This window comes from Nocardia sputi (assembly GCF_023501985.1).
Map to the genome: position 1 here is coordinate 214,561 of NZ_JAMFLC010000004.1, position 25,343 is coordinate 239,903.

The following is a 25,343-nucleotide window of genomic DNA, read 5'->3' on the forward strand; positions in this document are numbered from 1 at the left end:
TTTTCCCGGGGTCAGTGGATGTGTGCCTGCCAATCCGACGGAACCCGCTCACGCGGGCCCGGCGCGCCCTGATCGGCTGGATGACTGCGCGGTGGAGCCAATTCCGGTCCGTCCGTGTACATCTGCTCGGTTTCGAAGTTGTAGTACCAGTCCTCGCCCGGCTCGAAACTCTGGATGAACGGGTGTCCGGTGCTCTTCGCGTGCTGGGTCGCGTGCTGCGCGGGCGAGGTGTCGCAGCAGCCGACATGCCCGCACTGGGCGCAGCGGCGCAGATGCACCCACCAGCCGCTGTTCTGCTCGCACTCCAGGCAACCGGGGCCGCTGGGTGGGACCGCGGGATCGATGCCCGCGACTTGCTCGGTCATGACTGTCCTTCCGTGATCGTCGCGGCGACGGCATCGATCTGCTCTTGTTCGGGGCGGCGAAGCGGCAACCAGACGGTGAACCTGGTGTCGCCCGGCTCGGAGTCCACCCGGATGTCGCCGTTGTGCTTGTTGACCACGATGCGGAACGAGATGTCCAACCCGAGCCCGGTGCCCTCGCCCATCGGCTTGGTGGTGAAGAACGGTTCGAAGATCCGGTTGCGGGCCTCCGGCGGGATACCCGGCCCGGTGTCGCCGATCTCCACGACCGCGCAGTCGTTCTCGTGCCTGGTGCGGATGGTCAGCGTGCCGCTGCCGTTCATCGCGTACACGGCGTTGTCGATCAGGTTGGTCCACACCTGGTTCAGTTCGGCCGCGTAGCAGGGCACCTGCGGCAAGCTCCGGTCGTACTCCTTGACCACGCGCACCCCGTCGCCGATCTTGCGGCTGAGCATCACCAGCGTGCTGTCCAGCAGTTCGTGGACGTCGACCACCTGGAAGGGCGCCCGGTCCATCTGCGAATACTGCTTCGCGGCGTCGACCAGCGAGGAGATGCGCGTCGTCGAGTCGGCGATCTCGTTCATCAGCAGCTCGGTCTCGATGGTGTAGTTCAACCAGCGGATCGCGCCTTGGAACACCTGCTCCGGAGAACCCTCCAGGGTGGCGGCCACCCGCTCCAGCCAGTCGGTGTCGAAACCGGCCTGCACGAAGTTCGGCGCGAGGTTCCAGCCGTCGGCGATCCCGTGCTCCTCGAGCCATTCACCGAGCAGGTCCTCCCGGTCGGCGGCCTCCATCGGCGTGAGTTCCGGCGCCTTCGCGACCTGGGCGGCAGCTTCCTCCTGCAGGCGCACCAAGGCGCCCAAGGACGCCGCGTCGAACTTGCCTTCCGCCATCATCGCCAGCTTGTGCCGCATGCCCGCGACCCGCTCGCGCAGACCCGAGGTGGCGCGCACCGCGGCGGCGGCCGGATTGTTCAGCTCGTGGGTGAGGCCCGCCGACAGCGAACCGAGCGCGAGCAGCCGTTCGCGCTCACCGATGCGCGCATTCGTGTTGCGGCTGCCGAAGAACACGCCCTCGAGCAGGTGGACGGCCATCGGGAACCACTCGCGCATCATCCGGGCGAAGACTTCGGCGTCGAGCACGTAGAACCGCGACGGCCGCGTCACGTGCAGCGAGCTGTTGTAGGTCTGCTCGACCTTGTCGCCGATGTAGGACATCCACGCCCCCGCGTATGAGCCGCGGTGCTCGGTGCGGACCAGCTCGATCTCCGCGCCGCTGGACTGCTTGGTGAGCACCACCTCGCCGTCCATCAGCACGTAGAGGCAGGTGGCCGGTTCGCCTTCGTGGTAGACGACCCCCGGCTCGATGGTCTCGATCCGGCCGTCGGCGCACAGCCAGGCCAGCTGCTCGTCGCTCAGCTTCTCGAACAGGAACAAGGTGCGCAGCTCGGCGGGGTCGCAGACCAGCCGGCTACGGCGGTCCGCGGTCGGGTTCGAAGTCATCTGGCAGCCTCCTGATCAGGCGAGATAGCGGTGCACGAGCATGACGGCCATCGCACCCTCGCCGACGGCGGAGGCGACGCGCTTGGCCGATTCGGCGTGCACGTCGCCTGCCACGAACACGCCGGGCACGCTCGTCTCGAGATGATGCGGGGGCCGGGGTAGTTCCCAGCCGGCGGGGCGCGCGCCGTCGACCATGAGGTCCGGCCCGGCGAGCACGTAACCGGCGCTGTCGCGCGTGACCACGCCGTCGAGCCAATCGGTTTGCGGCGCGGCGCCGATGAACAGGAACAGCCGCTCCGCGTCGGCCTTCTCCTCGGCTCCGGTCCGGTTGTCGCGCAGCACGATCTGCTGCAGGTGATCGCCACCGTCGGCGGCGATCACCTCGGTGTTCGTGTGCACCTCGATGTTCGCGATCTGCGCGATCTGCTGGATCAGGTAGTGCGACATCGACTGTTCCAGCGAATCCGCCCGGACCACCAGGTGCACTGTGCGCGCGTTGCGGGACAGGAACACCGCGGCCTGCCCCGCGGAGTTCGCGCCGCCCACGATGTAGACCTCGTGATCGGCGCACTCGGACGCCTCGGTCATGGCCGAGCCGTAGTAGACGCCGCGCCCGGTGAAGTCGTCGACGCCGGGCGCCGGGTGGCGGCGGTAGTCGACGCCGGTCGCGATGATCACGGTGTGCGCGCACAGGCTGCCGCCGTCGGCGAACCGCACGGTGCGCGCGGACCCGTTGACCTCCAGCCCGACCACCTCGCGGGTGGTGATCACCTCCGCGCCGAATTTCGCGGCCTGCCGCCGCGCCCGGTCGGCCAGCTGCGCGCCGGACAGGCCGTCGGGGAAGCCGAGATAGTTCTCGATGCGCGAACTCTGCCCGGCCTGTCCGCCGGTGGCGGTCCGCTCCACGAGCACCGTGCGCAAACCCTCGGACGCGCCGTATACCGCCGCGCCGAGACCGGCTGGACCGCCGCCGACCACGATCAGGTCGTAGAACTCGCCCGCCGGGTCGACGGTCAGGCCGACGTTCTGCGCCAGTTCGCTGTCGGTGGGCTGCACGAGCGCCTCGCCCGCCGAGGTGATCACCACCGGACAGCGCTCCGGGTCGGCTCCCGCCGCCTCCAGCAGCCGCGCGCCCTCGGGCTCGTCGGCCAGGTACCACCGGTAGGGCAGCTGGTTGCGGGCGAGGAACTCCCGCACCTGCGACGAGCGCGGCGACCAGCGATTGCCGACCACCTTCGTCTCGGTGACCGGACGATGCTCACTGCTGCGCCAGGCCTCCAGCAGGCCGTCCAGCACCGGGTAGAGCTTCTCCTCCGGCGGATCCCACGGCTTGAGCAGGTAGTGGTCCAAGTCCACGACGTTGATCGCGTCGATCGCGGCATTGGTGTCGGCATAGGCGGTCAGCAGCACGCGACGCGCGTAGGGGTGCAGGTCCATGGCCTGCTCCAAGAACTCGATGCCATCCATGCCCGGCATCCGATAGTCGGCGATCAATACCGCGACCGGCTGGCCGCGCAGCTTCATCTCGCGAAGCGCGTCGAGCGCTTGCGCACCCGATTCCGCGCGCAGAATCCGGTAATCGGCGCCATAACGGCGGCGCAGGTCGCGCACGACCGCCCGGGAAACACCCGGATCGTCATCGACGCTCAGGATGGCCGGTTTCGTAGCAGCGGGTGAAGTCACCTGACGAGTATGGAGCCTCTGGACGGGCTCTGTCGTGGGCGTTCGCGCAGAGCTCAGAGCCGACGACGCAGAACGAGATCGAGCTCACTCGGAGTGAGCAGGCGCTCCAGGCGTTCTTCCTGCGCGGCCGCGCGGACGCTGCGCAGGGACGCCGAGGCGCCGGAGGCTCTTCGCCCGTTCTCGGGCTCGATAGCCGGCAGTAGCGGAACCTGGTCCGCTGGTCGACGATGCAGCAGGGAGCGCAGTTTCACGGCCGATCACCTCACGTGGGGACGTCGAAAGTCGGAGGCAGTGTCTGTTGGTCTGTTGCTTCATCTATCCGTTATTGTGCGCCGTTCATTACAGCGGCCGGTGCGCGTATAGCGGAAATGTGACGCAACTGTCCTCCCGTCTAAAATGTGCGCGAATCGACCGTAAGCGCTCGGACGGATGGTCGTCGGTCCGTCGCTCGTCACCCGGAGGCAGCGTTGCCGAAAAATCTCGAAGCCAGCATCGACATCGCCGCGCCCCCGGAGCGGGTGTGGGCGGTGGTCTCCGATCTGAGGCGGATGCCGGAGTTCAGCCCACAGTGCGTCCGCATGGTGGCGCTGGGCAGGCCCGCGGCGGGCACCTGGACGATCAACCTCAACCGGGACGGCAAGAAATTCTGGCCGACCACCGCCCGTATCGTGCGGTTCGAGCCGAACCAGGCCTGGGCCTTCAAGGTCAACGAGAACCGGACGGTGTGGAGCTACACCCTGGAGCCGACCGAATCCGGCACGCGGCTGATCGAGCGGCGGGATGTGCCCAACGGCACCACCTGGTTTTCCCGCAAAGGGATCGATGTCGCGCTCGGTGGCGAGGCCTCGTTCGAGGAAGATCTGGTGCGCGGCATGAACGAGACGCTGGGCAAGATCAAGAAGGCGGTCGAGACCGGCGCCTGAGCGCACGCGGTCGCGCGCCCCCGCGCCCTCACCCCCCAGCCGTGGCCCGCCCCCCGGCGCGCGACCGGGAGGGCGGAGCTGTTCGCGTGAGCTACTTCCAGTTGGGCAGGTTGACGACCTGGGCCGCGTAGGACAGACCCGCACCGAACGCGATGAGCAGCGCCGTGTCACCCGGCTTCGACTCGCCCTTGCGCAGGAGCCCTTCCATGGCCAGCGGGATCGAGGCGGCGGAGGTGTTGCCCGCCTCCTCGATGTCGTTGGCGAGCGCGCAGTGCTCCGGCAGCTTCAGCACCCGGGCCATGATCTCGATGATCCGGCCGTTGGCCTGGTGCGGGATCATCGCGTCCAGGTCCTCTGGGGACAGACCGGCGCGGTCGATGGCGTCGCGGCACACCTTCTCCAACGAGTGCGCGGCCCACCGGAACACCGCGGTGCCCTCCATGGCCAGATAGGGCCGCACTGCGTCCAAGCCCTTCTCGTCGATCTCGTGGAAGTACTCCATCCAGTCCTTGTCCTGCCGGATGGCGTGATGCTGGGTGCCGTCCGAGCCCCATACGGTGGGGCCGATGCCCGGCTCGTCGGAGGGGCCGACGATCACCGCGCCCGCGCCGTCGGCGAAGAGGAAGGCGGTGGAGCGGTCGGTGGGGTTGACCGTGTTCGTCAGTTTCTCCACACCGATCACGAGCACGTGCGCGGCGGTACCGGCCCGGACCAGATCCGACGCCAGCGCGATCGAGTGACAGAAACCCGCGCAACCGGCCGAGACGTCGAAGGCGGCGGCGCCGTTCATGCCGAGCTCGGTGGCGATGCGCGGGGCAGCGGCCGGGGTCAGCAACAGATGGGTGGAGGTAGCAACGATCACGCAATCGACTTGGTCGACCGCGATGCCCGAAGATTCCAGCGCGCCGCGCGAAGCCGCGACGCTCATACTCTGAATCGTCTCCGATTCGTCGGCGAACCGCCGGGTCTTGATGCCCGATCTGGTCCTGATCCACTCGTCGCTCGAGTTGATCGGACCCGCCACCTCGTCGTTGGTGACCACTCGAGCAGGGCGGTAAACGCCGAGCCCGAGGATCGCCGTGTGCTCTGCCCCGGTGGTCTGGGCGATTCGAGCAGCCATCTGCGTCTCCTATGTACCTGCGGCGGCGCCGCCGGGTGTTCCCCGAAGCATCGAAATCGGTCCCTCATCAGCCACTGTCCATCGGTGGATAGACATGAGGCCTCCTCATATTAGCCCGAAAGTCGCTCATTTGCCGCGCGTATTTCGACAATCGGTGGGTATCTCCCCCGACGCACGCCACCGCTGCACGAGGCGTGGCCCAACTAGGATGCGAGGACACCATGCTCGGTCTCGGGATTATCGGATGGATCATCATCGGCGGTCTCGCCGGATGGATCGCCAGCAAGATCATGAAGACGGACGCGCAGCAGGGCATTCTGCTGAATATCGTCGTCGGGGTGATCGGTGGCCTGCTCGGTGGGTTCCTGCTGAGGCTGTTCGGAGTCGATGTCGAGGGCGCCGGACTCTGGTTCAGCTTCTTCACCTGCCTGGGTGGCGCGATCATCTTGCTGTTCCTGGTTCGGCTGGTCATGGGCTCTCGCGTCAGGTCCTGACCTCGCGTGCCACAGGCTCCCTTCCCGTAAGGTGTGAACGCTTGCGCCGGTCCTATCGTTGAGGGGCGCAATCCGTCTGCATCGAGCACGAAAGAGGAGCCTGTGGCCCGCCGTCCCACCCCGCCCGGCACGCCTGAACGAACCGGAGTCGGCCACGTCGTCGATCTGGTCCGCAACGCGATCCCTCCGTTGCATCCCGCCGGGCTTCCGTTCGTCGCCGCACCCATCGCGGTCGCCGTGGTCGGCGGCAAGCGCAAGTGGGTGCGGCGTACGGGCTTGTTCGCCGCGGCTGCCTGCGCGACGTTCTTCCGCCACCCGCATCGCGTGCCGCCGAACCGGCCTGGCGTCGTGGTGGCCCCCGCCGACGGCGAGATCGCCTTGGTCGACACCGCCGCTCCCCCCGCCGAGCTGGGTCTCGGCGATCAACCGCTGCCCCGGGTCAGCATCTTCTTGTCCGTGCTCGACGTCCACGTGCAGCGGACGCCGGTTTCCGGCACAGTGCGAACCGTGCTGCACCAGCCCGGTCAGTTCCGTTCCGCGGACCTGCCCGAGGCGAGCTCGGTGAACGAGCGCAACAGCATGGTCCTGGAGACCCCGGAGGGCGAACGGATCGTCGTGGTGCAGATCGCCGGGCTGCTCGCGCGCCGCATCGTCTGCGACGCCCAGGTCGGTGACGTGCTCACCATCGCCGACACCTATGGACTGATCCGCTTCGGCTCGCGGGTCGACACGTACTTCCCGCCCGGCACCGAACTGCTCGTACAGCCCGGCCAGCGCACCATCGGCGGCGAGACCGTGCTCGCCGTGCTCGGCTCACCCGCTGACGCGTGATGGAGGCGGCGGTACCCACCCAGCGGCGCAGGCGGCGAAGCATCCGGCTGCTGCCCAGCATCGTCACCATCCTGGCGCTGTGCTCCGGGCTGTCGGCGGTGAAGTTCGGCCTCGACGGCAAGCTCGGTATCGCGCTGGCCATGATCGGCGCGGCAGCGGTGCTGGACACCCTCGACGGCAGACTGGCCAGGATGCTCGACGCCACCACGAAGATGGGCGCCGAGCTGGATTCGCTGTCGGACGCCATCTCCTTCGGCGTCGCGCCCGCGCTTGTGCTGTATGTGACCCTGCTCAGCAGCAACAGCGTGGGATGGATCGTCGCACTGCTGTTCGCGGTCAGCATCGTGCTGCGCCTGGCCCGGTTCAACACTTTGATGGACGACGACACCCGGCCGGACTGGGCGCGGGAGTACTTCGTCGGCGTGCCCGCTCCGGCGGGCGCGCTCATCGCGATGGTGCCGGTCGCGCTGCTCGTGCAGTTCGGTGACGGCTGGTGGGTCGGCTTCTACGAGGTCGCGGCGTGGACGGTGTTCGCGGCCGCGCTGTGCGTCAGCACCATCCCGACGCTGGCCATGAAGTCGGTCTCGGTGGCCCCGCAGGCCGCGGCCGGGCTGCTGGTGCTGGTCGCGCTCGCCGCGGCGGCGCTGGTCACCTATCCGATCGTGCTGCTGCTGGTGCTGGTCGCGCTGTATCTGGGGCACATCCCCTTCGCCTGGCATTCCCAGCGCTGGGTGGCCGCGCGCCCGGAGACCTGGACCCACAAGCCCGCCGAGCGGCGTGCGCAACGACGGGCGAACCGGCGGCTGCCCGCGATCCGGCGTCCGGCCATTCGTGGCTCCTCGGCTCGTCTGCGCCTGCGCCGACCTGGTGCGAAGCAACGCCAGAACGGCCACCCACCGCCGGGAACCGGCATCTAGCGGGTAACAATTGAATTCGTGAGCACATGGGTGACTCATCGGGTACGCCCAGAGCTGAGCGGCACCGAACGCGGGAGCTGCACGCGAATCTCGCGGCAGTGACCGGCACGGCCTGAATACTCGGGGAGGCGGGACAGCGATGGAGCCGGACGGGCTGCGGGAATTCGAAGAGCATCGGCCGCGGCTGTTCGCGCTCGCCTATCGAATGCTCGGCGCGGCGGGTGAGGCCGAGGACGCGGTGCAGGAGACCTATCTGCGCTGGGACGGCGCCGACCGCGGCAATATCCGCTCCGCCGAGGCGTGGTTGACCACCGTGCTGGTGAATATCTGTCGTACCTGGCTGGTTTCGGCGCGGGCCAGGCGGGAGAGCTACGTCGGCCCATGGCTGCCGGAGCCGGTGCCGACCGCGCGCGGTGAACTCGGTCCGCTGGAGACCGTCGAAGAGCGCGAACTGGTCTCCCTCGCGCTGCTGACCGCGCTGGAGCGGCTGACCCCGATCGAGCGCGCCGTCTTCGTGCTGCGCGAGGCATTCGGGTACGCGCACCGCGAGATCGCCGACATGCTCGACGTGACCGAGACCAACTCCCAGCAGATCTTCCGCCGGGCGGGCCTGCGCGTGCGAGAAGGCAAGGCGCGCTTCGATATTTCGGCCGAGCATGCCCGCGAACTGGTCGAACGGTTCACGAAGGCGGCACGCGAAGGTGATGTCGAGTCGCTGGAGCGGTTGCTCGCCGCCGACGTGAGCGCGACGGCCGACGGCGGCGGCAAGATCAACGCGGCACGGCGCCCGGTGCACGGCGCGAACAATGTGGCGCGCTACCTGGCGGGCCTGTTGCGCTGGGAGGTGCCGGGAATGCGGCTGCTGGTGGAAGAGGTCAACGGCGCGCCCGCCGTGGTCGCGCGCGTGGACGGCGCGCCACTGCTCGTGATGGGCATCGATGTGGCCGACGGCGTGGTCACCGCGCTGCGGTTGATCGTCAATCCGGACAAATTGTCCTACTTCGCCGAGTCGAGCGGGCCGGATGGCGGCGTCGGCGCGCTGCCCGACCGGCGCCACCACCGGCTGTGACGCGCTTCACCGCCGGGGTTGTCAGGATCGGGGGGCCTGTCCGGTCTGAAGGGTGATGGCCGATCGAAAGGAGCCACATCATGACCGGACAGCATCGGATCGTTGTTCTCGGCGCGGGGTACGCGGGGTTGGCGGCGGCACGCAGGCTCGCTCGCACGGCGCGGGGCGCGCGGATCACCGTGGTGGACGCTCACGAGTCGTTCGTCGAGCGAGTACGACTGCACCAGCAGGCGGCAGGGCAACGGATTTCCTCGTGGGATCTGCGGGAAGCGCTGGAAAGCAAGAAGATCGGTTTCGTGCGCGCCATGGCGACGGACATCGACACGGCTGCGAAGCGCGTGGTGCTCGACGTGGCACCCGCCCTCGACTACGACATCCTGATCTACGCTCTCGGCAGCGTCGCCGATGCCGAGAGCGTCCCCGGCGTGGCGGAGCACGCGTATTCGGTCGCGACGCAAGAAGACGTGCACGCGCTGTCGGCTGTCCGCGGACCCGTGGCGATCGTCGGGGCCGGGGCGACGGGGATCGAACTGGCGGCGGAACTGGCCGAGTCGCACCCGGGGACCAAGGTGCTGTTGCTCGGCTCGGAGGAACCGGGCGCCTGGCTCTCGGCGCGGGCGCAGGCGCACATCAGGCGGACCTTGGAACGTCTGGGGGTCGAGATCCGGTCCGGCGCCAAGGTGATCGAGGTTTCGCCCGAGGGGCCGCGCTTGGCGGACGGTTCGCTGGTCGAGGCCGCTACCACTGTGTGGACCACCGGTTTTCGCGTGCCCGCCCTCGCCGCGCGCGCCGGCTTGGCGGTGGATTCCGACGGCCGGGTGCTGACCGACGTCACCCTGCGTTCGGTGTCGCACCCGGACATCTACGCGGCGGGGGACGCGGCCGTCATCGCGGGACCGGGCGGGCGTGACCTGCGCATGGCCTGTGCTACGGCCCTGCCCACCGGCAAGCACGCGGCCGACGCCGCCGTCGCCCGGATGCGCGGCCGCGAGCCTGCGCCGCTGCGGTTCCGCTATGTGCTGCAGTGCATCAGCCTCGGGCGGCGCGACGCGGTAGTCCAGGCCGTGCACGCCGACGACACTCCTGCCCGGATCGTGCTGACCGGACGGACGGGCGCATGGGTGAAGGAGCGGATCGTGCGCAGCGCGGTCTGGGCTGCCAGACCCTGAGGCGGCAATCGTCAACTACTGGTTGACGACGCGCTGTCGTCAACCTATGGTTGACGCATGACCTCACAATTCCGCCTCGACGATTTGATCGAAGGCATCAAGAAAGCCCGCCCCGACAACGTGCTCGAGCAGCTGTCCGACGCCGTCGTCGTGGCCAATCACCTCGACGAGGTGGCCGACCACTTGATCGGCCACTTCGTGGACCAAGCCCGTCGCTCCGGCGCCTCGTGGACCGACATCGGCGCGAGCATGGGCGTCAGCAAACAGGCCGCGCAGAAGCGGTTCGTGCCCAAAGCGCCCGATCCGGCCGCCGCCTCGGCCATGGACCCGAACGCGGGCTTCGCGCGGTTCACCCCGCGGGCGCGCGCGGTCGTGATGGCGGCGCAGGAGGCCGCGCGCACCGCGGGCAACAAGGAGATCGCGCTCGGGCACGTGGTGCTGGGACTGCTCACGGAACCGGAGGGACTCGCGGTGCACGAGCTCGTCCACCAGGGCGTCTCCCTCGATGTGCTGTCCGCCGCGGCGTCGGCGTCCCTGCCGCCGAGCGAGGGGGAGGTCCCCACGCTCATCCCGTTCGGCCCGGACGCCAAGAAAGTACTCGAGCTCACCTTCCGCGAGGCGCTTCGCCTCGGGCACAACTACATCGGCACCGAGCACGTCCTGCTCGCGCTGCTGGAACAGGAGAACGGCGCCGGTCTGCTCAGCGATCTCGGCGTCGACAAGGCCAGGGCCGAGACGCATTTGGGCGAGCTGCTCGCGACGTTCACCTCCGGGCAATCCTGATCCCCGATGAGCGGCGGGAAGCTCCGCGCGGGGATCGTACTCGCTGTCACGGTGGCCCTACTGGTGATCACCGAGTCTTCGCGAGCGGATTCCGGTCACCGAATACGCAACGCCGTCAACGGGATGCGTGGCGCGCACAGCGCACGGGTGCGCCGTCGCCGGGCGCTGCGCACCCGAGGAGCGTGGAGCGCCGGGCCGCCCCGGCGCGCTCCGGTCGAACGACGGATGATGCACGCGGCTTGATCACCCTCGCCCCGCCAGGCCGCCTCCCCAGCGCGGCCATCGAGCTTGCGGCTTCGGCTCGGTGATCAAAGGCTCGCGGTGGATATCGGTGACGTACAGGGGAAGCCGCGGTTGGAGTTCGGCGAGCAGGGAAAGGGCGCGCCCACCTTGCGCGGCTCGGTATTCCCGCATGGTCAGCCCGACGATCTGCAAGAACAGGACGCGGCCGTGCGGGGTGTGGATGCTGCCCAGTTCCGGGTCGACCGCGAAGCAGACGGCGTGATTGGTGCAGTCGGCACGTCCCGCCGCGATCGGCCCGTTCGCTTTGATGGTGTGTCCGGGCTCGAACCACTTGCCCGACTGGAAGACGTAGCGGGCGAGGTTCTGCACGAAGTTCGTCGGCCACACCGGCGGTTCGGTCTCGTCGGGCCTGCGTGCCAAGCGGAAGGTGAACTCGAAGCCCCACCCGGACTCCGCCGGGTTGTCCCATTCCTTCTCGTACAGCTCGGTCATGCCGTAGCTGATGTAGTGCCAGTGCGGCACCGGTTCGGTGCGGGCGTAGGCGCTGATCCCGTCGAGCGGGTCGGACCCGCCGAGAGACCACGGTTGGTCGGACGCCCAGTGGAAGGGCTCGATATCGCCGTACAGCGGCCGCAACGCCTCATCGATGGCATCCCAGCCGGGTTTTTCACTCACCCAGCCACCATAGGCAGGGCGCATCCGGCCGACGCCGGGGCGTCGAACGCTTCGCCGGGTCAGGCGTCCGGCACGTTGCGGGCGAGCTCCTCCAGCCAGGCCGCCGCCGAGGCGTCGCTCGGCGCTCGCCAATCGCCGCGCGGCGAGAGCGAACCGCCGGAGCCGACCTTGGGCGCGTTCGGCAGCGTCGAGCGCTTGAACTGGCTGGTCTGCACGAAGCGCAGCAAGAACTCGCCCAGCCAGTGCTTGATCGTGGCGAGGTCGTAGGCGTTGCGCTGGTCGGCGGGGACGAGATCGGGCCAGCGGCCGGTCGCGGGATCGGACCAGGCGTGCCTGGCCAGGTAGGCGACGCGACTGGGCCGGTAGCCGAAGCGCAGCACGTAGTAGAGGTGGAAGTCCTGCAACTCGTACGGGCCGACCGTAGCCTCGGAACTCTGGGCCGGCGCGGAGGAGTCGGCATGCGGGATCAGCTCGGGGGAGATCTCGGTGCGCAGAATCGACGACAGCACCGCACCCGCTTCGGGCCCGAGCTGATCGGTGTCCATCGCCCAGGTGATCAGGTACTTGATCAGGGTCTTGGGTACCGAGGCGTTCACGCTGTAGTGCGCCATGTGGTCCCCGACGCCGAAGGTGCACCAGCCGAGCGCGAGTTCGCTCAGGTCCCCGGTGCCGACGACGAGCGCGCCGTGCATGTTGGCCAGCCGGAACAGATGCGAGGTCCGCTCGCCCGCCTGCACGTTCTCGTAGGTGATGTCGTACTGCGGCGTCCCGTCGGCCGCGGGGTGGCCGAGGTCGCGCAGCATCTGCGTGGCCGAGGGCCGGATGTCGATCTCGCGTGCCGTGACGCCGAGGGCGGCCATCAGGCGGTGCGCGTCGGTCCTGGTCCTGGTGCTGGTCGCGAATCCGGGCATGGTGTAGGCCAAGACGTTCGCCCGCGGCAGGCCGAGCCGGTCCATCGTCTTGGCCGCCACGATCAGCGCCTGGGTGGAGTCCAATCCGCCGGATACTCCGATTACCACGCGCTCGAGGCCGGTGGAGCGCAACCGCGTGCTCAGGCCCTCGACCTGAATGTGGTGCACCTCGGCGCAGCGCTCGCTGCGTACGGCCGGGTCGGCGGGGACGTAGGGGAAGCGCTCGATCTCGCGGCGCAGTGTGACCGGCTCCTCGGGGACCGGCAGCCGCACGTCGATGCGTCGCATCGTGACCAGCCGGTCGCGGTGGTCGTGCACGTTGTCGGCGAAGGCTGTGGTGCGCAGGCGATCCGCGGCGAGGCGGCGCAAGTCCAGGTCGGCGGTGACCAGCTGGGGATGATCGGCGAACCGCTCGCCCTCCGCGAGCAGATCGCCGTTCTCGCAGATCACCGCCTGCCCGTCCCAGGCGAGGTCGGTGGTGGACTCGCCGGTCCCGGCGGCGGAATACAGATACGCGGCGAGGTAGCGCGCCGAATGGGAGGTGCACAGCGACCGGCGGTAGTCCGCCTTCCCGATCACGATATTGCTCGCGGACAGGTTGACCAGCACGGTCGCACCGGCCAGCGCGGCGAAGCCGCTCGGCGGCAACGGAACCCACCCGTCCTCGCAGATCTCCAGATGGAAGACGAAGTCCTCCAGGTTGGTCGCGCGGAACAGCAGATCGGAGCCGAACGGCGCTCGATGCCCGGCGACGGTGATGTGATCCTCCAGCGCTTCCCGCGCCGCAGCGAACTGGCGCTTCTCGTAGAACTCGCGATAGTTCGGCAGGTAGCTCTTCGGCGCGACGCCGAGCACGAGGCCCCGGCAGATCGCGATCGCGCAGTTGAACAACCTGCCTTGGGCCCGTACCGGGGCGCCCACCACGAGAACCGTGTCGAGGTCCGTGCTGGCCGCGACGAGCCTGGCGAGCGCCGCTTCGACCGCCGCGTCCAGCGCGTCCTGGTGGAACAGGTCGTCGGCGGTGTAGGAGGACAAGCCCAGCTCGGGGAACACCGTCAGCACGGCGTCCGCGGACGCGGCCTGGGCGGCCAGTTCCACGGTCTGCTCCACGTTGTAGGCGGGGTCGCCCACCCGTACCCGGGGTACCGCGACCGCCACCCGCGCGAATCCGTGGCGGTACAGCGAATCGAACGGCAGGGCGGTCACCGGCTCCCCTCTCGGGATCGGGTTGATCATGGTCGCACCCGGAATCTACGCCGCCACGGCCGTGCGGGCGCGGCGTCCGAATGCCGAAGGTCACCGGGGCGGCGTTCTGAACTGCGCTTTCGCCGTCGGCGCCGGAACGGGCGAATCGTAGGTCGGGCAGAGGCGAACCGCTGGCGGCTAAGCTATAGCAATGGCGGATGAAACGGATTCCGACCTAATAGCGGGGGAACGGCGCGCAGATCTGCTGCGCGCGCTTTCGTATGTGTCCACCGAGTCCCAACCGGACGGCAGCTACGTGGTGAACGGCGACCTGCCGCCCGACGTCGCGCCGCCCTTCATCCGCGCCATCATGCGCGTGGAGGCGGAGTTGCTGCTGCACGACGCCGAGCTCGTCACCGTCGAGGGCGGGGAGCCCCGCACGCCCGAGGAACGCCGCACCGACGCCTTCGTCGCGCTGGTCCTGCGCGTCGACGACCGGTATTGACCGGCGCGGCGGCGCCGGGGACCTTGCACTCGCCACCCTCGAGTGCTAAAAATGCTTTTGGCACTCTCGACCTGTGAGTGCCAGGTCGGGACGGTGAGACCGGGTTCCATCGACACCCTCGGTCGTCCGTCGCGGGCACCGAACCTGGCCAGCGTAACTGGGGCGACCCAACCAGCGGTCGTCCTGTGTGTCAGCCATACACATGGAGGATCTCAACAACGCCATGGCCAAGACAATTGCGTATGACGAAGAGGCCCGCCGCGGCCTCGAGCGGGGTCTCAACAGCCTCGCCGACGCGGTCAAGGTGACGCTGGGCCCCAAGGGTCGCAACGTTGTCCTGGAGAAGAAGTGGGGCGCTCCCACGATCACCAACGATGGTGTGTCCATCGCCAAGGAGATCGAGCTGGAGGACCCGTACGAGAAGATCGGCGCCGAGCTGGTCAAGGAAGTCGCCAAGAAGACCGACGACGTCGCGGGCGACGGCACCACCACCGCCACCGTGCTCGCCCAGGCGCTGGTGCGCGAGGGTCTGCGCAACGTCGCGGCCGGCGCGAACCCGCTGGGCCTGAAGCGGGGCATCGAGAAGGCCGTCGAGGCCGTCACCGCCAAGCTGCTCGACACCGCCAAGGAGATCGACACCAAGGAGCAGATCGCTGCTACCGCGGGCATCTCGGCGGGCGACTCGTCCATCGGTGAGCTGATCGCCGAGGCCATGGACAAGGTCGGCAAGGAAGGCGTCATCACCGTCGAGGAGAGCAACACCTTCGGCCTCCAGCTGGAGCTGACCGAGGGTATGCGCTTCGACAAGGGCTACATCTCCGGTTACTTCGTCACCGACCCGGAGCGTCAGGAAGCGGTCCTCGAGGACCCGTACATCCTGCTGGTCGGCTCCAAGGTCTCCACCGTCAAGGACCTGCTGCCGCTGCTGGAGAAGGTCATCCAGGCGGGCAAGCCGCTGCTGATCATCGCCGAGGACGTCGAGGGCGAGGCCCTGTCGACCCTGGTCGTGAACAAGATCCGCGGCACCTTCAAGTCCGTCGCCGTCAAGGCGCCCGGCTTCGGCGACCGCCGTAAGGCGCAGCTGGCCGACATCGGCATCCTGACCGGTGGCGAGGTCATCACCGAAGAGGTCGGTCTCTCGCTGGAGAACGCCGGTCTCGAGCTGCTCGGTCAGGCGCGCAAGGTCGTCGTCACCAAGGACGAGACCACCATCGTCGAGGGCGCGGGTGACCCGGAGGCCATCAAGGGCCGGGTCGCGCAGATCCGCACCGAGATCGAGAACTCCGACTCGGACTACGACCGCGAGAAGCTGCAGGAGCGCTTGGCCAAGCTGGCCGGCGGTGTCGCGGTGATCAAGGCGGGCGCGGCCACCGAGGTGGAGCTCAAGGAGCGCAAGCACCGCATCGAGGACGCCGTCCGCAACGCGAAGGCCGCCGTCGAGGAGGGCATCGTCGCCGGTGGTGGCGTCGCCCTGCTGCAGTCGGCTCCGGCGCTGGACGAGCTGAAGCTCACCGGTGACGAGGCCACCGGCGCGAACATCGTCCGGGTCGCGCTGTCGGCTCCGCTGAAGCAGATCGCGTTCAACGCGGGCCTCGAGCCCGGCGTCGTCGCCGAGAAGGTCTCCAACCTGCCCGCGGGTCACGGCCTGAACGCCGACTCGGGCGAGTACGAGGACCTGCTGGCCGCCGGCGTCGCCGACCCGGTCAAGGTCACCCGCTCGGCGCTGCAGAACGCGGCCTCGATCGCGGCCCTGTTCCTGACCACGGAGGCCGTCGTCGCCGACAAGCCGGAGAAGGCCGCCGCTCCCGCCGGCGACCCGACCGGTGGCATGGGCGGCATGGACTTCTGAGTCCGGCCACCCGGCAGCACATTTCGAACCGGAAGCCGGCCCACCGCGAGGTGGGCCGGCTTCCGGCGTTTCCGCTCAGATCCCGTCGAGGGTGACGACGGCGAACGGCGTCTGCGGGCTGCCTGGCCCCATCGGACCGCCCTTGTCGAATTGGGAGGAGACGATCAGGGTGCGGTCACCGGCGCGGGCCAGAGTCGTAGGGATGGAAAGCGCTTCGTCGGTGCGCTGCTGCGCCAGCGCCGCGGTGGCGCCGTCGTCGGAGACGCTCCAGCGGCTGATGGTGTTGGTCGTGTTGTGCGCTGCCCACAGCGTGCCGTCGCGCAGTTCGAGGCCGTCGCCCTGCCGGAGATCACCGCCCCGAAGGGTGACTTCGCTGATCGCGCTCGCTTGCGGAGTCAACGCGATGCGGTAGAGGTCGCCGCGCGGCATGTCGACCGTGAGCAGATAGCGGCCCGCCGGATCGACGACGATGCCGTTCAGGCTGAAGGCGCCCGGTTCGATCGGCGGCAGAGCGGAGCGCAGGTCGAACCGCGGGGTCAGTTCGCCGCGCCCGCCCTGTGCTCTGGCAGCGGCGAGTTGGTCGGGGGTGACGCTGTAGACGACCGCTCGGATGCTGTCGGTCAGATACGCGGTGCCGTCCGGGGCGATGGCGAGATCGTTCACGAAGCGCGGGTCGGGGCCGGGCACGGTGAAGTCGGCCAGCAGCGCGCGAGTCGCGAGGTCGTAGACCGCGACTCCCGTGGTCGAGTCGGTGACCCAGAGCCGGCCCGCCGCGTCGACTTCCAAGCCGTTGGCGGTTTTGTGATCGTTGGCGCCTTCGGGCAGGAAGACCTCGGCTCGACGGGTGTTCGGAGTCGCGCGGTAGACCGCCCCGGTGGTGTAGGAGCCGACGTAGCTGTCGCCGGTGCGCTCGTCCACCGCGATGCCCTCCGGGTAGACATGCTCGCCCGGCAGTGCGTAGGCGGTGTGGACGGCGGTGGCGGGCGCGTCGCTCGCGCCGCAGGCCACAAGCGTGACGCAGGCGCTCGCGGACGCCAGGCTCGACAGCAGGCGGCGGGACAGGGCGTGGGACATCGGTCTACCTCTTCGAGTCAGGGCGATCGAATCGACTTACATCGTTCTATGTCATAGAACATAAGTTAGAACTCTAATATCAGTCAAGGGTTGAATAATAGATCAGGCGGATAGCATGCGTTCATGACGTCCATGCCCGCCGCCGAACGGATCGGCTCGTATCTCAAACGTGCCGAGCAATCCCTCAACGCGGCCAAGAACGCCGCGTTGAAGCCGGCGGGCGTCACCGTCCCCCAGTACGCCGCGCTGCTGTACCTCGCCGAGAATCCCGGCATCTCGGCCGCCGCCCTGGCGCGGCTGTGCGGCGTCACCCCACCGTCGATGAACACCGTGTTGAGCAATCTGCAAGACCGTGGCCTAATCGAGCGCACACCGCACCCGTGGCACAAGAACGTCCTGGAGACCACGTTGACCGAGCAAGGCACGGCGCTCATGCGCGAGGCGGACGCCCGCGCGATCCGCGTCGAACGCGCCTTGGCCGAGGAATTCACCGCCGCCGAACGAGCGACGTTGCAAGACCTGCTCACTCGATGCGCCGACCGACTGGACTCGATCCGTCCCGACCCGGCCTCGTAGCCGCGGCTCCCGGCGTCTGGCGGGGGTGGCGGTCGTACGCTGAAGCCATGCCGGACCGCGATCGGATTCAGGGCGTGCTCTACGACATCGACGGCGTCCTGGTGACCTCCTGGCAGGAGATCGAGGGCGCCGCCGCCGCGGTGCGCCGGATCCGGGACAGCGGGCTGCGCCGCGCCTTCCTGACGAACACCACCTCGCGCACCTGCGCCGAGATCGCGGAACGACTGTGCGACACCGGTATCGAGGTCGACGGCGCCGAAATCGTCACCGCCGCACGCCTGACCGCCGAGTTCGTGCGCGGCCGCTACCCTGACGCCACCGTCTGGGTGCTCAATCACGGCGACATCGCGGCGGACCTCACCGGTCTGCCGCTCGACGACGATCATCCCGACGTCGTCGTGATCGGCGGAGCCGGACCGGAATTCACCCATGCGGCGCTGAGCCGGGTGGCGGAACTGATGCTGGACGGCGTGCCCGTCGTCGCCATGCACAGCGGGCTGACCTGGGCGACGGCGGAGGGTCTGCGCATCGACGCGGGCGCCTACCTACCCGGCTTGGAAGCGGCGGGCAACGCCCGTATCGAGGTGGTCGGCAAGCCGGCCGCGACAGGATTCCGGACCGCCGCGGCGCTGATGCGCCTGGACCCGGCGCAAGTCCTGATGATCGGTGACGACCTGCACTCGGATGTGCTTGCGGCGCAAGACGCGGGTTTGACCGGCGTCCTGGTACGCACCGGAAAGTTCCGGTCCGGTGTGCTCGCTTCGGCCGACCGCGCGCCCGATCACGTTCTCGATTCCGTGGCCGCGCTGCCGGAATTATTGGGTGTTCCGACAAAGTGGGCGAACCGGCCGTAACCGACGAATCGGAATGGAACAAAAAATTCTACAGTTTCCCTCTAAAATTGCCCGCATCACAAGGTGTCTCGGTATGGTCTGTTTCGGCAAATAGCCAGTGACAAGGAAAGTTCAACGGTCAGATCGGAGTTGCCGGATGTTCGATCCGCTGATGAGCGTGCTAGTGCGCAGGCTACTATGGTCGCCGGGCTCAGGCTCGGCGACCGATCAATGAGGTAGCAACTGCTCAGCCAACTTTCGGCTAATTGTTGTTCCGCCGAGGGTTGTAACGAAGGGCCCGATCGATGACGATGAGTTCGGGCCCTTCTGTATTGTCTGCCCCAATGTCACAGGATGCGAATACAGGTCGAATGTATGCCGGGCAACCCGTCGAGGACCGGCAGCGTCAGCGGCGTGCGCGTTTTCTGGAGTCAGGCCTGACGGTCTTCGCACGAGACGGCTACGCCAACAGTTCGGTCGGCGCCATCTGCAAGGACGCCGGACTCTCCTCGCGACAGTTCTACGAGGAGTTCACCGGTCGCGAGTCGCTACTCCTAGAACTCTACGAGCAGATCGACCGGGAGTCGCGGGACGCCGTGAAGAAGGCGCTGGACGCGAAGTCCGGCGCCAAGGCGCTGGACGTCATCGACGCCGCCGTGCGCGCCTACGTCGAATCCCTCGGATCCGATCCGCGTAAGGCGCGCGTCGCCCTGGTCGAAGTGGTCGGGGCGGGCCCGAAGGTGGAGAAGTTCCGCCTCGCGGTGCGCCGGGAGTGGGGTTCGTTGCTGGCGGGCGCCGCCGAAGACGCCGCGCTGCACGGTGAGATACCCACCGGCGACTACGAGATGCGCATGCTCGCCACCATCGGCGCCGTCAACTACGTGGTCGACTCGTGGAGCGGCGCGGAGCCGCGCCCGCCGCTCGACGACGTCATCCGGGTGCTGAGCAGAGTGATCATCGGCGCGGTCCGCGCCTAGCGTCCCGGCCTGCGCGACCAGGGGCGACGGGCGCGGTAGCGTGCGAACATGCAGACAGTTCCGATCCAGATGCCGGACGGCACCACGGTTCCGGTGCGGTTGATACCCGCCGAGGGCGCGCACCGGCACCCGGTCACCCCCGACGCACCGCGCCCGGTCCTGGTGATCGTGCCGGGGCTCGGCGTTCCGGGGGGTTACTACGAACTGTTCGCCTCGGGTCTGGCGGCGCGTGGATTCGACGTGGCGATCGGCGAGATGCGCGGCAACGGCGACAGCAGGCCGAGGCCGAGTTCCGCCAGCACCTTCGGCTACCACGAACTGGTCTCGGTGGACTTCCCCGCGATCTTCGAGGTGGTCCGCGAGCAGTTCCCGGACAGCACGCCCTACCTGCTCGGTCACAGCATGGGCGGCCAGCTCGGCGTCATGTACGCCGCGCGCATCCGGGGCAGGCTGGGCGGGCTGATCCTGGTGGCGTCGGGCACCCCGTATTACCGTGGCTACCGGGGACTTTCGGGTCCGGGCATGCTGGTCGGCACCGCGGCGATGTCGCTGACGGCGAACCTGGCGGGCTTCTGGCCCGGCGACCGCGTGTCGATGGGTTTCGGCCGCCAGTCCAAGGTCCTGATCTCGGACTGGGCCCGGCTGGCGCGCACCGGCCGGTTCGTACCCGTCGGCGCGGACATCGATTACGAGGAACGCATCGCCAGGCTGAAACTGCCGGTGCTGTCGATCACGATGACCGGCGACGACCTCACCCCGCCCAGCTCCGCCGAGCACCTGCTGGAGAAGCTGCCCAACGCCGAGGTGACGCGCTGGCGTCAGCCGGAACCGCTGGGCCACAACGGCTGGATCCGCCAGTACACCAGCACCGTCGACCAGATCGAGAAGTGGCTGCGCGACCGATAGCCGAACCTGCGCCTTCGCTGGACCGTGCGCAGGCCGCCGCGCCGTGCGCGGGAACGGAACGGACTGCGCACGGCTGCGTCGATTGATCAGGCGCGTCGATTGATCAGGCGCGTCGATTGATCAGGCGCGTCGATTGATCAGGCGCGTCGATTGATCAGGCGCGGCGTTCGATCAACATCTGCGTGAAGAACTCGTAGATCAGCGCCGCCTGGAAAGCCGACTGCTTGTTGTCGGCGGCGCCGCCGTGACCGCCCTCGATGTTCTCGTGATACCAGAACTCGTGGCCCTGCTCCTCCAGCAGCGCGGCCATTTTCCGGGCGTGGCCGGGGTGCACCCGGTCGTCCCTGGTGGAGGTGGTGAGCAGGATCGGCGGGTAGGCGCGGTCGGCGCGAGCGTTCTGGTAGGGCGAGTACTTGCTGATGTACTCCCATTCCTCCGGCTTGTCGGGGTCGCCGTACTCGGCCATCCACGAGGCTCCCGCGAGCAGCAGGTGGTAGCGCTTCATGTCCAGCAACGGCACCTGGCAGACGATCGCGCCGAACAATTCCGGGTAGCGGGTCAGCATCACGCCCATGAGCAGTCCGCCGTTGCTGCCCCCCACCGCGCCGAGCTGATCGGCGGTGGTGACCCCGCGCGTGACGAGATCCTTGGCGATCGAGGAGAAGTCCTCGTAGACCTTGTGCCGGTTGGCTTTCTGCACCGAGGTGTGCCACTGCGGCCCGTACTCGCCGCCGCCGCGGATATTCGTCATCACCCACGTTCCGCCGCGCTCCAGCCAGCCCATGCCCGACGCGCCGCTGTAGGCGGGGGTGCGCGACACTTCGAAGCCGCCGTAGCCGGACATCACCGTCGGTCCCGGAACGTCTTTGCGGTCACCGCGCCGGATCACGAAGTACGGCACCATGGTGCCGTCGTCGGAGCGGGCGAAGAACTGCTCGGTCTCGACTCCGTCGGCGTCGAAGAACCCGGGCTCCTGCTTGAGCCGCTCGGTACGCCCGCCGACCGAACTCGTCAGCAGCGTCGCCGGAGTGGTGAATCCACTGGTGCTCAACATGAACTCGTCGCCGCCCTCCAGCGGGTCGAGGTTCAGCACGCTGGTGGTCGCCATCGACGGGGTGTCGGCCAGCGGTTCGCGGCGCCAGCCCTCCGTACCGGGGGTCAGCACGTAGAGCTCGGTCTGCACGTCCTCGAGCGTGACCAGCAACAGGTGATTCTCGGTCCAGCCGTAGCCGTGCAGCGCGGTGTGCGCGTCGGGGGTGAAGAGAACCTCGAATTCCCGTGCGCCGGCCAGGAACTTCTCGAAGTCGGTGGCCAGCAGCGCACCCGCGGGATAGCTCGCGCCGCCGACCTCCCAGGGCGACTTCAGCCGCACCAGCAGCCAATCCTTGTACCAGGATTCGCTGGCGTCGCTCGGGATGTCGAGATGCCGCAGCGTGCCGTCTTCCTCGAGCAGGTAGACCTCTTCGTTGAAGAAGTCGGTGGCGCGGCCGACGTAGTGCCGTTCGTAACCCGGAGTGCGGTCGTAACCCGCCGAGACCGCGACGTCACCGGGCTCGCCCTCGAAGACGGTCTTCGCCTCCGCCAGAGCGGTGCCGCGGCGCCACAGCTTCGCGATCCGCGGATACCCCGAATCGGTCAGCGAGCCCGGGCCGAAGTCGGTGCCCACGTACACCGAATCGATATCGATCCAGCGGATCTCCGACTTGGCCTCGGGCAGGAAATAGCCGCCGTCGGCCGGGTCGATGAATACCTTGCGCTCGATGTCGAACTCGCGCACCACCTTGGCGTCCGCGCCGCCGCGCGACAGGCTGATCAGCGCGCGGGACTGTTCGGGCCGCAGCACCCCGGCCCCGCCCCACACCCAGTTCTCGTCCTCGGCGGCGGCCAACGCGTCCACGTCGATCAGCACCTCCCAGTCCGGCGCGTCCTTGGCGTACTCGGCGAACGTGGTGCGCCGCCAGAGGCCGCGCGGGTGCTCGGCGTCCCGCCAGAAGTTGTAGAGCCAGCGGCCGCGGCGGCCGGGGTAGGCGATCTTGGCGTCCGTGTCGAGCATGGCGAGGATGCGGCGCTCCAGTTCGCGGAAGCGATCGGATTCGGCGAACCGGGCATGTACGACGGCATTGTGCGCGCGGGCCCAGTCCAGGGCACGCTCGTCGGTCACTTCTTCGAGCCAGAGGTAGGGGTCGGTCACGTTCTGCTCAACGCCGCTCATCCCCACATTGTTGCCGAGCCCTGCCGCGGCGGGGTCACCAGGAGTGCGCTACGTCCACCACGACGCGCGATCCGTTGCCCGGCCCGCCGAGGGTGTGCACCTTGACCGGCAACCGGGCGCGCGTACCCAGACCGACCGTGGTCTGGCCTTCGAAGGAACCGGCCCACGACACCTGGCGGAAGGTCCGGTAGTCCCGCACGTCGGCGAGTTCGGCCCGGTTCGCGGGGTTGTAGGTGGGGGTGAACGCGTCGTCGTGGGCGGGGGCGTTGACGGTGATGCTCAGGAACGCCGCGCCGCGCAACGGGACAGGTGCGCCGGAGCCGTCCATGACCACCCGCTCGACGTAGCCGACGTGGTAGCCCGTCGCGGGCCCGGCGATGTCGAAGACCAAGCGGTCGAAGCAGTCGTGCCGCCCGGCGCGCACGCCGGTCAGCGGCGCGGGCGTTCGTGCCTGGCTCACCTTGGGGATCGAGCCCCAGCCGGAGGCGCACTCCGGGGCGGCGGAGGCGGGGACGGGCGCGATCCAGAGACCGGCGAATGTCACGAAGGAGAAGAACAGGAGAAGCAAGCGACGCATGGCCGCACCGCCTTCGGGGCACAGGAGTATTGATGCGTAATATGCATCGGTCATCGCGGGCGCCCTGTTACAGCTGCAGCGACCCAAAAGCGTTGTCGAACGCGGCAACTCGGCCACTGTGTGGCGCATCGAGGCTCATCGTTTGCTGTCTGCGGACGCCCGCTGCGACCGGACAGTAGGATCGCTGCTCCGAGGCCGATCCGACCAGGAGGTTCGAGGTTGCCACCACTGCTGAGGTTGCCACCACTGCTATGGGAGCAGCACTGCTGTCTACCGCTGTCGCCCGCCGCGCGCATCGGCGACCTCGCGCGCTACCCGGCCGGGTCCTACCTGTCGGTGAACGTCGGGTACTCCCGGCAGTCGACCGACGACTCCCTGGCCCTGCTGCGCCGTTTCCGCCGGGAGGCGCAGGCGGACGACCGGTTCCGCCTGGTCCGCACCGTGGACGACATCGGCGATCCTGGCACCATCGGGCTGGCGTTCGATCTGGAGGACGCCGGGCCGCTCGGCGGCGACCTGGACAACGTCGCGCGGTTCTACGAGTTCGGCGTGCGCTCGCTGCTGCCCACCTACAACCACGCCAACGCCGCGGGCTGTGGGTGTCTGGACACCGAGGACACCGGACTCACCGGGTACGGGCGCGACCTCGTACACACGCTCAACGAAGCCGGGATGTTCGCGGACGGGTCGCACTGTTCCCGGCGCACCGGGCTGGAGATCGCCGAGCTGAGTGTCGTCCCGATGATCTACAGCCACTCGAACTTCGCCGCGCTGTGGGAGCATCCGCGCAATATCACCGACGAGCAGGCGCGAGCCTGCGCGGCGACCGGCGGCGTGATCGGGATCAACGGCGTGGGAATCTTCCTCGGCCGCAACGCTCCTGGCGAGCGTGCCGAACGGATCGAGGCGATGGCGCGGCACATCGAGTACGGCGCCGAACTCGTCGGAATCGAGCACATCGGGATCGGTTCGGACTACTCCTTCGACGCCGAGGACTTCAACGCCGAAATGCGGCAGAATCCGCACGCCTTCTCCGAGGCATACACGAAATGGGGTCCGTTGCAGTGGGTTCCGCCGGAAGATCTGCTCGGCGCCGCCGACGTGCCCGGCCTCGCCGAGGCGCTGGCCCGGCGCGGGTTCACCGCTGCGGATCTGGCGGCGGTATTCGGTGAGAACTTCCGGCGCGCCGCCGCGCTGGTGTGGAGGAATTGAAGGCCACAGGTGATGCGGAACCGCATGGGCGGATCCGGGTACCGACGGCGATGTAGTCGAGGCGATTTCAGCAAGGCTGGACCCGTTGCTCTGAGCGGCGCAACCGTATCGGGAGGATGTCGAATGCGCTGCGGTAGGAAATGGTCTGTACGACAGCGATACCGGTCGGCCTCTTTACCTGTCGTTAAGGATTTCGCAAGTCTGATCGGCGAGTGTGATCGCGAATCCGCCGGTCGGTACGAGAACTTGACAAGACTCGGACTGTGCGGCCGGATTTCCATTGCGGCAGTGATTTCGATGTCGAACGGAGCCTTGATGATCACCACCCGCCTCGCCCTCCTGGGGCTTCCCGCGCTCGTGCTGGCCGCTGTTGCCGGTCCGGCGACGACTCCCGTCGCCGCGGCGCAAAACCCGCTGCCGACTTACACGTGCCGATACACGCCCATCGAGCACTACTTCGTAGTATTGAACTCCATGAGGGGGCGCAAATGCACGGCGTCACCGGGCGCCCCGCTGGACGATATTTATTTCTACCCCGTCAGGATGGAAAACGGCCTCACCGGTGAGAAATGGGACTGCGGCGCCGCATTCGTGTACCTCGACAATCCGATCCACCCGGGAATGTCTCAGTACGACGCGGAGCAGGTGCTCAACGCCGGGGTCGACGCGAGCAACTGCCGCCCGATCTGACCGCGCGACGCAAACGATGCAGCATGCGAGCCGCCTCTTCTGATAATTGCCGATTTCTATTCGGA

General features: G+C 68.3%; 26 protein-coding genes. 16 read left to right on the plus strand and 10 right to left on the minus strand.

The window, feature by feature from the left end; genetic code table 11:
- Window positions 1–11 precede the first annotated feature (11 nt).
- From M8859_RS08045 to M8859_RS08060, 4 genes are read right to left on the minus strand one after another with little or no spacing between them, the layout of a single operon-like run.
- A complete protein-coding gene (locus tag M8859_RS08045) occupies window positions 12–365 on the minus strand; it encodes a UBP-type zinc finger domain-containing protein (protein ID WP_195069650.1) in 354 nt (117 codons plus the stop codon).
- Window positions 362–1,864 (minus strand): ATP-binding protein, encoded by a 1,503-nt coding sequence (locus M8859_RS08050; protein WP_159921813.1) that lies wholly within the window; start codon window positions 1,862–1,864, stop codon window positions 362–364. The genes M8859_RS08045 and M8859_RS08050 overlap by 4 nt, the downstream gene beginning before the upstream one ends.
- Before the next feature lie 15 nt (window positions 1,865–1,879).
- Window positions 1,880–3,547: an NAD(P)/FAD-dependent oxidoreductase gene (locus M8859_RS08055; protein ID WP_159921811.1), complete on the minus strand. Its 1,668-nt coding sequence runs from the start codon at window positions 3,545–3,547 to the stop codon at window positions 1,880–1,882.
- 53 nt (window positions 3,548–3,600) lie between these two features.
- Window positions 3,601–3,798 (minus strand): hypothetical protein, encoded by a 198-nt coding sequence (locus M8859_RS08060; protein ID WP_159921809.1) that lies wholly within the window; start codon window positions 3,796–3,798, stop codon window positions 3,601–3,603.
- A gap of 216 nt (window positions 3,799–4,014) precedes the next feature.
- Between M8859_RS08060 and M8859_RS08065 the strand changes: the two genes are divergently transcribed.
- Complete coding sequence (locus M8859_RS08065) at window positions 4,015–4,470, plus strand: SRPBCC family protein (protein ID WP_159921807.1); 456 nt, start codon at window positions 4,015–4,017, stop codon at window positions 4,468–4,470.
- A 91-nt stretch (window positions 4,471–4,561) separates the two neighbouring features.
- Here the strand turns inward: M8859_RS08065 and M8859_RS08070 are convergent, their stop codons facing one another.
- Window positions 4,562–5,590 carry a beta-ketoacyl-ACP synthase III gene (locus tag M8859_RS08070; RefSeq protein ID WP_159921724.1) on the minus strand — a complete coding sequence of 343 codons (1,029 nt, stop codon included), beginning with the start codon at window positions 5,588–5,590 and terminating at the stop codon, window positions 4,562–4,564.
- Window positions 5,591–5,811: 221 nt separating this feature from the next.
- On the opposite strand from M8859_RS08070, the gene M8859_RS08075 reads away from it, so the two are divergent.
- The 7 genes from M8859_RS08075 to M8859_RS08105 all read left to right on the plus strand — a co-directional run bounded on the left by M8859_RS08075 (window position 5,812) and on the right by M8859_RS08105 (window position 11,096).
- Window positions 5,812–6,084, plus strand: coding sequence for a GlsB/YeaQ/YmgE family stress response membrane protein (locus M8859_RS08075; protein ID WP_159921722.1), 273 nt, complete (start codon window positions 5,812–5,814; stop codon window positions 6,082–6,084).
- A 102-nt stretch (window positions 6,085–6,186) separates the two neighbouring features.
- A complete protein-coding gene (locus M8859_RS08080; RefSeq protein WP_159921720.1) occupies window positions 6,187–6,915 on the plus strand; it encodes a phosphatidylserine decarboxylase in 729 nt (242 codons plus the stop codon).
- The gene (locus M8859_RS08085; RefSeq protein WP_159921804.1) at window positions 6,915–7,832 is read left to right on the plus strand and encodes a CDP-alcohol phosphatidyltransferase family protein; all 918 of its coding nucleotides are present in this window, start codon (window positions 6,915–6,917) and stop codon (window positions 7,830–7,832) included. Before M8859_RS08080 ends, M8859_RS08085 begins: the two co-directional genes overlap by 1 nt.
- A 139-nt stretch (window positions 7,833–7,971) precedes the next feature.
- Window positions 7,972–8,901 carry an RNA polymerase sigma-70 factor gene (locus M8859_RS08090; protein ID WP_195069648.1) on the plus strand — a complete coding sequence of 310 codons (930 nt, stop codon included), beginning with the start codon at window positions 7,972–7,974 and terminating at the stop codon, window positions 8,899–8,901.
- Window positions 8,902–8,981: 80 nt separating this feature from the next.
- Window positions 8,982–10,070 carry an NAD(P)/FAD-dependent oxidoreductase gene (locus M8859_RS08095; RefSeq protein ID WP_195069647.1) on the plus strand — a complete coding sequence of 363 codons (1,089 nt, stop codon included), beginning with the start codon at window positions 8,982–8,984 and terminating at the stop codon, window positions 10,068–10,070.
- A gap of 57 nt (window positions 10,071–10,127) precedes the next feature.
- Window positions 10,128–10,853 carry a Clp protease N-terminal domain-containing protein gene (locus M8859_RS08100; protein ID WP_159921706.1) on the plus strand — a complete coding sequence of 242 codons (726 nt, stop codon included), beginning with the start codon at window positions 10,128–10,130 and terminating at the stop codon, window positions 10,851–10,853.
- 6 nt (window positions 10,854–10,859) lie between these two features.
- Window positions 10,860–11,096: a hypothetical protein gene (locus tag M8859_RS08105; RefSeq protein ID WP_159921704.1), complete on the plus strand. Its 237-nt coding sequence runs from the start codon at window positions 10,860–10,862 to the stop codon at window positions 11,094–11,096.
- Here M8859_RS08105 and M8859_RS08110 read toward each other — a convergent pair whose 3' ends face one another.
- Both M8859_RS08110 and M8859_RS08115 read right to left on the minus strand, forming a co-directional pair.
- Window positions 11,097–11,771, minus strand: a complete 675-nt coding sequence (locus M8859_RS08110; protein ID WP_159921702.1) for a suppressor of fused domain protein — start codon at window positions 11,769–11,771, stop codon at window positions 11,097–11,099.
- 59 nt (window positions 11,772–11,830) lie between these two features.
- Window positions 11,831–13,918, minus strand: a complete 2,088-nt coding sequence (locus tag M8859_RS08115; RefSeq protein WP_249644063.1) for an NAD(+) synthase — start codon at window positions 13,916–13,918, stop codon at window positions 11,831–11,833.
- 160 nt (window positions 13,919–14,078) lie between these two features.
- Between M8859_RS08115 and M8859_RS08120 the strand changes: the two genes are divergently transcribed.
- Both M8859_RS08120 and groL read left to right on the plus strand, forming a co-directional pair.
- Window positions 14,079–14,372 (plus strand): hypothetical protein, encoded by a 294-nt coding sequence (locus tag M8859_RS08120; protein ID WP_159921698.1) that lies wholly within the window; start codon window positions 14,079–14,081, stop codon window positions 14,370–14,372.
- 223 nt (window positions 14,373–14,595) lie between these two features.
- Window positions 14,596–16,221, plus strand: a complete 1,626-nt coding sequence (gene groL, locus M8859_RS08125; protein ID WP_159921696.1) for a chaperonin GroEL — start codon at window positions 14,596–14,598, stop codon at window positions 16,219–16,221.
- A gap of 75 nt (window positions 16,222–16,296) precedes the next feature.
- On the opposite strand, the gene M8859_RS08130 is transcribed toward groL, so the two are convergent.
- Window positions 16,297–17,295 carry an SMP-30/gluconolactonase/LRE family protein gene (locus tag M8859_RS08130; RefSeq protein WP_159989284.1) on the minus strand — a complete coding sequence of 333 codons (999 nt, stop codon included), beginning with the start codon at window positions 17,293–17,295 and terminating at the stop codon, window positions 16,297–16,299.
- A gap of 123 nt (window positions 17,296–17,418) precedes the next feature.
- Here M8859_RS08130 and M8859_RS08135 point away from each other — a divergent pair, with 123 nt between their 5' ends.
- From M8859_RS08135 to M8859_RS08150, 4 genes are all read left to right on the plus strand, one after another.
- A complete protein-coding gene (locus tag M8859_RS08135) occupies window positions 17,419–17,871 on the plus strand; it encodes a MarR family winged helix-turn-helix transcriptional regulator (protein ID WP_223519183.1) in 453 nt (150 codons plus the stop codon).
- Between the two features lie 47 nt (window positions 17,872–17,918).
- Window positions 17,919–18,725: an HAD-IIA family hydrolase gene (locus M8859_RS08140; protein WP_159921692.1), complete on the plus strand. Its 807-nt coding sequence runs from the start codon at window positions 17,919–17,921 to the stop codon at window positions 18,723–18,725.
- A gap of 350 nt (window positions 18,726–19,075) precedes the next feature.
- A complete protein-coding gene (locus tag M8859_RS08145) occupies window positions 19,076–19,681 on the plus strand; it encodes a TetR/AcrR family transcriptional regulator (protein ID WP_159921690.1) in 606 nt (201 codons plus the stop codon).
- 48 nt (window positions 19,682–19,729) lie between these two features.
- Window positions 19,730–20,587 (plus strand): alpha/beta hydrolase family protein, encoded by an 858-nt coding sequence (locus M8859_RS08150; protein ID WP_159921688.1) that lies wholly within the window; start codon window positions 19,730–19,732, stop codon window positions 20,585–20,587.
- 154 nt (window positions 20,588–20,741) lie between these two features.
- Here M8859_RS08150 and M8859_RS08155 read toward each other — a convergent pair whose 3' ends face one another.
- Together M8859_RS08155 and M8859_RS08160 are read right to left on the minus strand one after the other, a co-directional pair.
- A complete protein-coding gene (locus M8859_RS08155; RefSeq protein ID WP_159921686.1) occupies window positions 20,742–22,799 on the minus strand; it encodes a prolyl oligopeptidase family serine peptidase in 2,058 nt (685 codons plus the stop codon).
- A 34-nt stretch (window positions 22,800–22,833) separates the two neighbouring features.
- Window positions 22,834–23,430 (minus strand): AMIN-like domain-containing (lipo)protein, encoded by a 597-nt coding sequence (locus M8859_RS08160; protein WP_223519177.1) that lies wholly within the window; start codon window positions 23,428–23,430, stop codon window positions 22,834–22,836.
- Between the two features lie 183 nt (window positions 23,431–23,613).
- On the opposite strand from M8859_RS08160, the gene M8859_RS08165 reads away from it, so the two are divergent.
- Both M8859_RS08165 and M8859_RS08170 read left to right on the plus strand, forming a co-directional pair.
- Entirely contained in the window at window positions 23,614–24,588 is a 975-nt protein-coding gene (locus tag M8859_RS08165) for a dipeptidase (protein WP_159921798.1), read from the plus strand.
- Between the two features lie 315 nt (window positions 24,589–24,903).
- Complete coding sequence (locus M8859_RS08170) at window positions 24,904–25,278, plus strand: hypothetical protein (protein WP_195069643.1); 375 nt, start codon at window positions 24,904–24,906, stop codon at window positions 25,276–25,278.
- Window positions 25,279–25,343: the final 65 nt, after the last annotated feature.

What these genes read in the sequence shown, in the direction of transcription:
- M8859_RS08135 (WP_223519183.1), top strand. Translation starts at nt 17,419, where the DNA reads ATGACGTCCATGCCCGCCGCCGAACGGATCGGCTCGTATCTCAAACGT.
- M8859_RS08045 (WP_195069650.1), bottom strand. Translation starts at nt 365, where the DNA reads ATGACCGAGCAAGTCGCGGGCATCGATCCCGCGGTCCCACCCAGCGGC.
- M8859_RS08100 (WP_159921706.1), top strand. Translation starts at nt 10,128, where the DNA reads ATGACCTCACAATTCCGCCTCGACGATTTGATCGAAGGCATCAAGAAA.
- M8859_RS08085 (WP_159921804.1), top strand. Translation starts at nt 6,915, where the DNA reads ATGGAGGCGGCGGTACCCACCCAGCGGCGCAGGCGGCGAAGCATCCGG.
- M8859_RS08075 (WP_159921722.1), top strand. Translation starts at nt 5,812, where the DNA reads ATGCTCGGTCTCGGGATTATCGGATGGATCATCATCGGCGGTCTCGCC.
- M8859_RS08130 (WP_159989284.1), bottom strand. Translation starts at nt 17,295, where the DNA reads ATGTCCCACGCCCTGTCCCGCCGCCTGCTGTCGAGCCTGGCGTCCGCG.
- M8859_RS08170 (WP_195069643.1), top strand. Translation starts at nt 24,904, where the DNA reads ATGATCACCACCCGCCTCGCCCTCCTGGGGCTTCCCGCGCTCGTGCTG.
- groL (WP_159921696.1), top strand. Translation starts at nt 14,596, where the DNA reads ATGGCCAAGACAATTGCGTATGACGAAGAGGCCCGCCGCGGCCTCGAG.
- M8859_RS08115 (WP_249644063.1), bottom strand. Translation starts at nt 13,918, where the DNA reads ATGATCAACCCGATCCCGAGAGGGGAGCCGGTGACCGCCCTGCCGTTC.
- M8859_RS08090 (WP_195069648.1), top strand. Translation starts at nt 7,972, where the DNA reads ATGGAGCCGGACGGGCTGCGGGAATTCGAAGAGCATCGGCCGCGGCTG.
- M8859_RS08050 (WP_159921813.1), bottom strand. Translation starts at nt 1,864, where the DNA reads ATGACTTCGAACCCGACCGCGGACCGCCGTAGCCGGCTGGTCTGCGAC.
- M8859_RS08140 (WP_159921692.1), top strand. Translation starts at nt 17,919, where the DNA reads ATGCCGGACCGCGATCGGATTCAGGGCGTGCTCTACGACATCGACGGC.
- M8859_RS08105 (WP_159921704.1), top strand. Translation starts at nt 10,860, where the DNA reads ATGAGCGGCGGGAAGCTCCGCGCGGGGATCGTACTCGCTGTCACGGTG.
- M8859_RS08145 (WP_159921690.1), top strand. Translation starts at nt 19,076, where the DNA reads ATGTATGCCGGGCAACCCGTCGAGGACCGGCAGCGTCAGCGGCGTGCG.
- M8859_RS08150 (WP_159921688.1), top strand. Translation starts at nt 19,730, where the DNA reads ATGCAGACAGTTCCGATCCAGATGCCGGACGGCACCACGGTTCCGGTG.
- M8859_RS08120 (WP_159921698.1), top strand. Translation starts at nt 14,079, where the DNA reads ATGGCGGATGAAACGGATTCCGACCTAATAGCGGGGGAACGGCGCGCA.
- M8859_RS08070 (WP_159921724.1), bottom strand. Translation starts at nt 5,590, where the DNA reads ATGGCTGCTCGAATCGCCCAGACCACCGGGGCAGAGCACACGGCGATC.
- M8859_RS08160 (WP_223519177.1), bottom strand. Translation starts at nt 23,430, where the DNA reads ATGACCGATGCATATTACGCATCAATACTCCTGTGCCCCGAAGGCGGT.
- M8859_RS08095 (WP_195069647.1), top strand. Translation starts at nt 8,982, where the DNA reads ATGACCGGACAGCATCGGATCGTTGTTCTCGGCGCGGGGTACGCGGGG.
- M8859_RS08155 (WP_159921686.1), bottom strand. Translation starts at nt 22,799, where the DNA reads ATGAGCGGCGTTGAGCAGAACGTGACCGACCCCTACCTCTGGCTCGAA.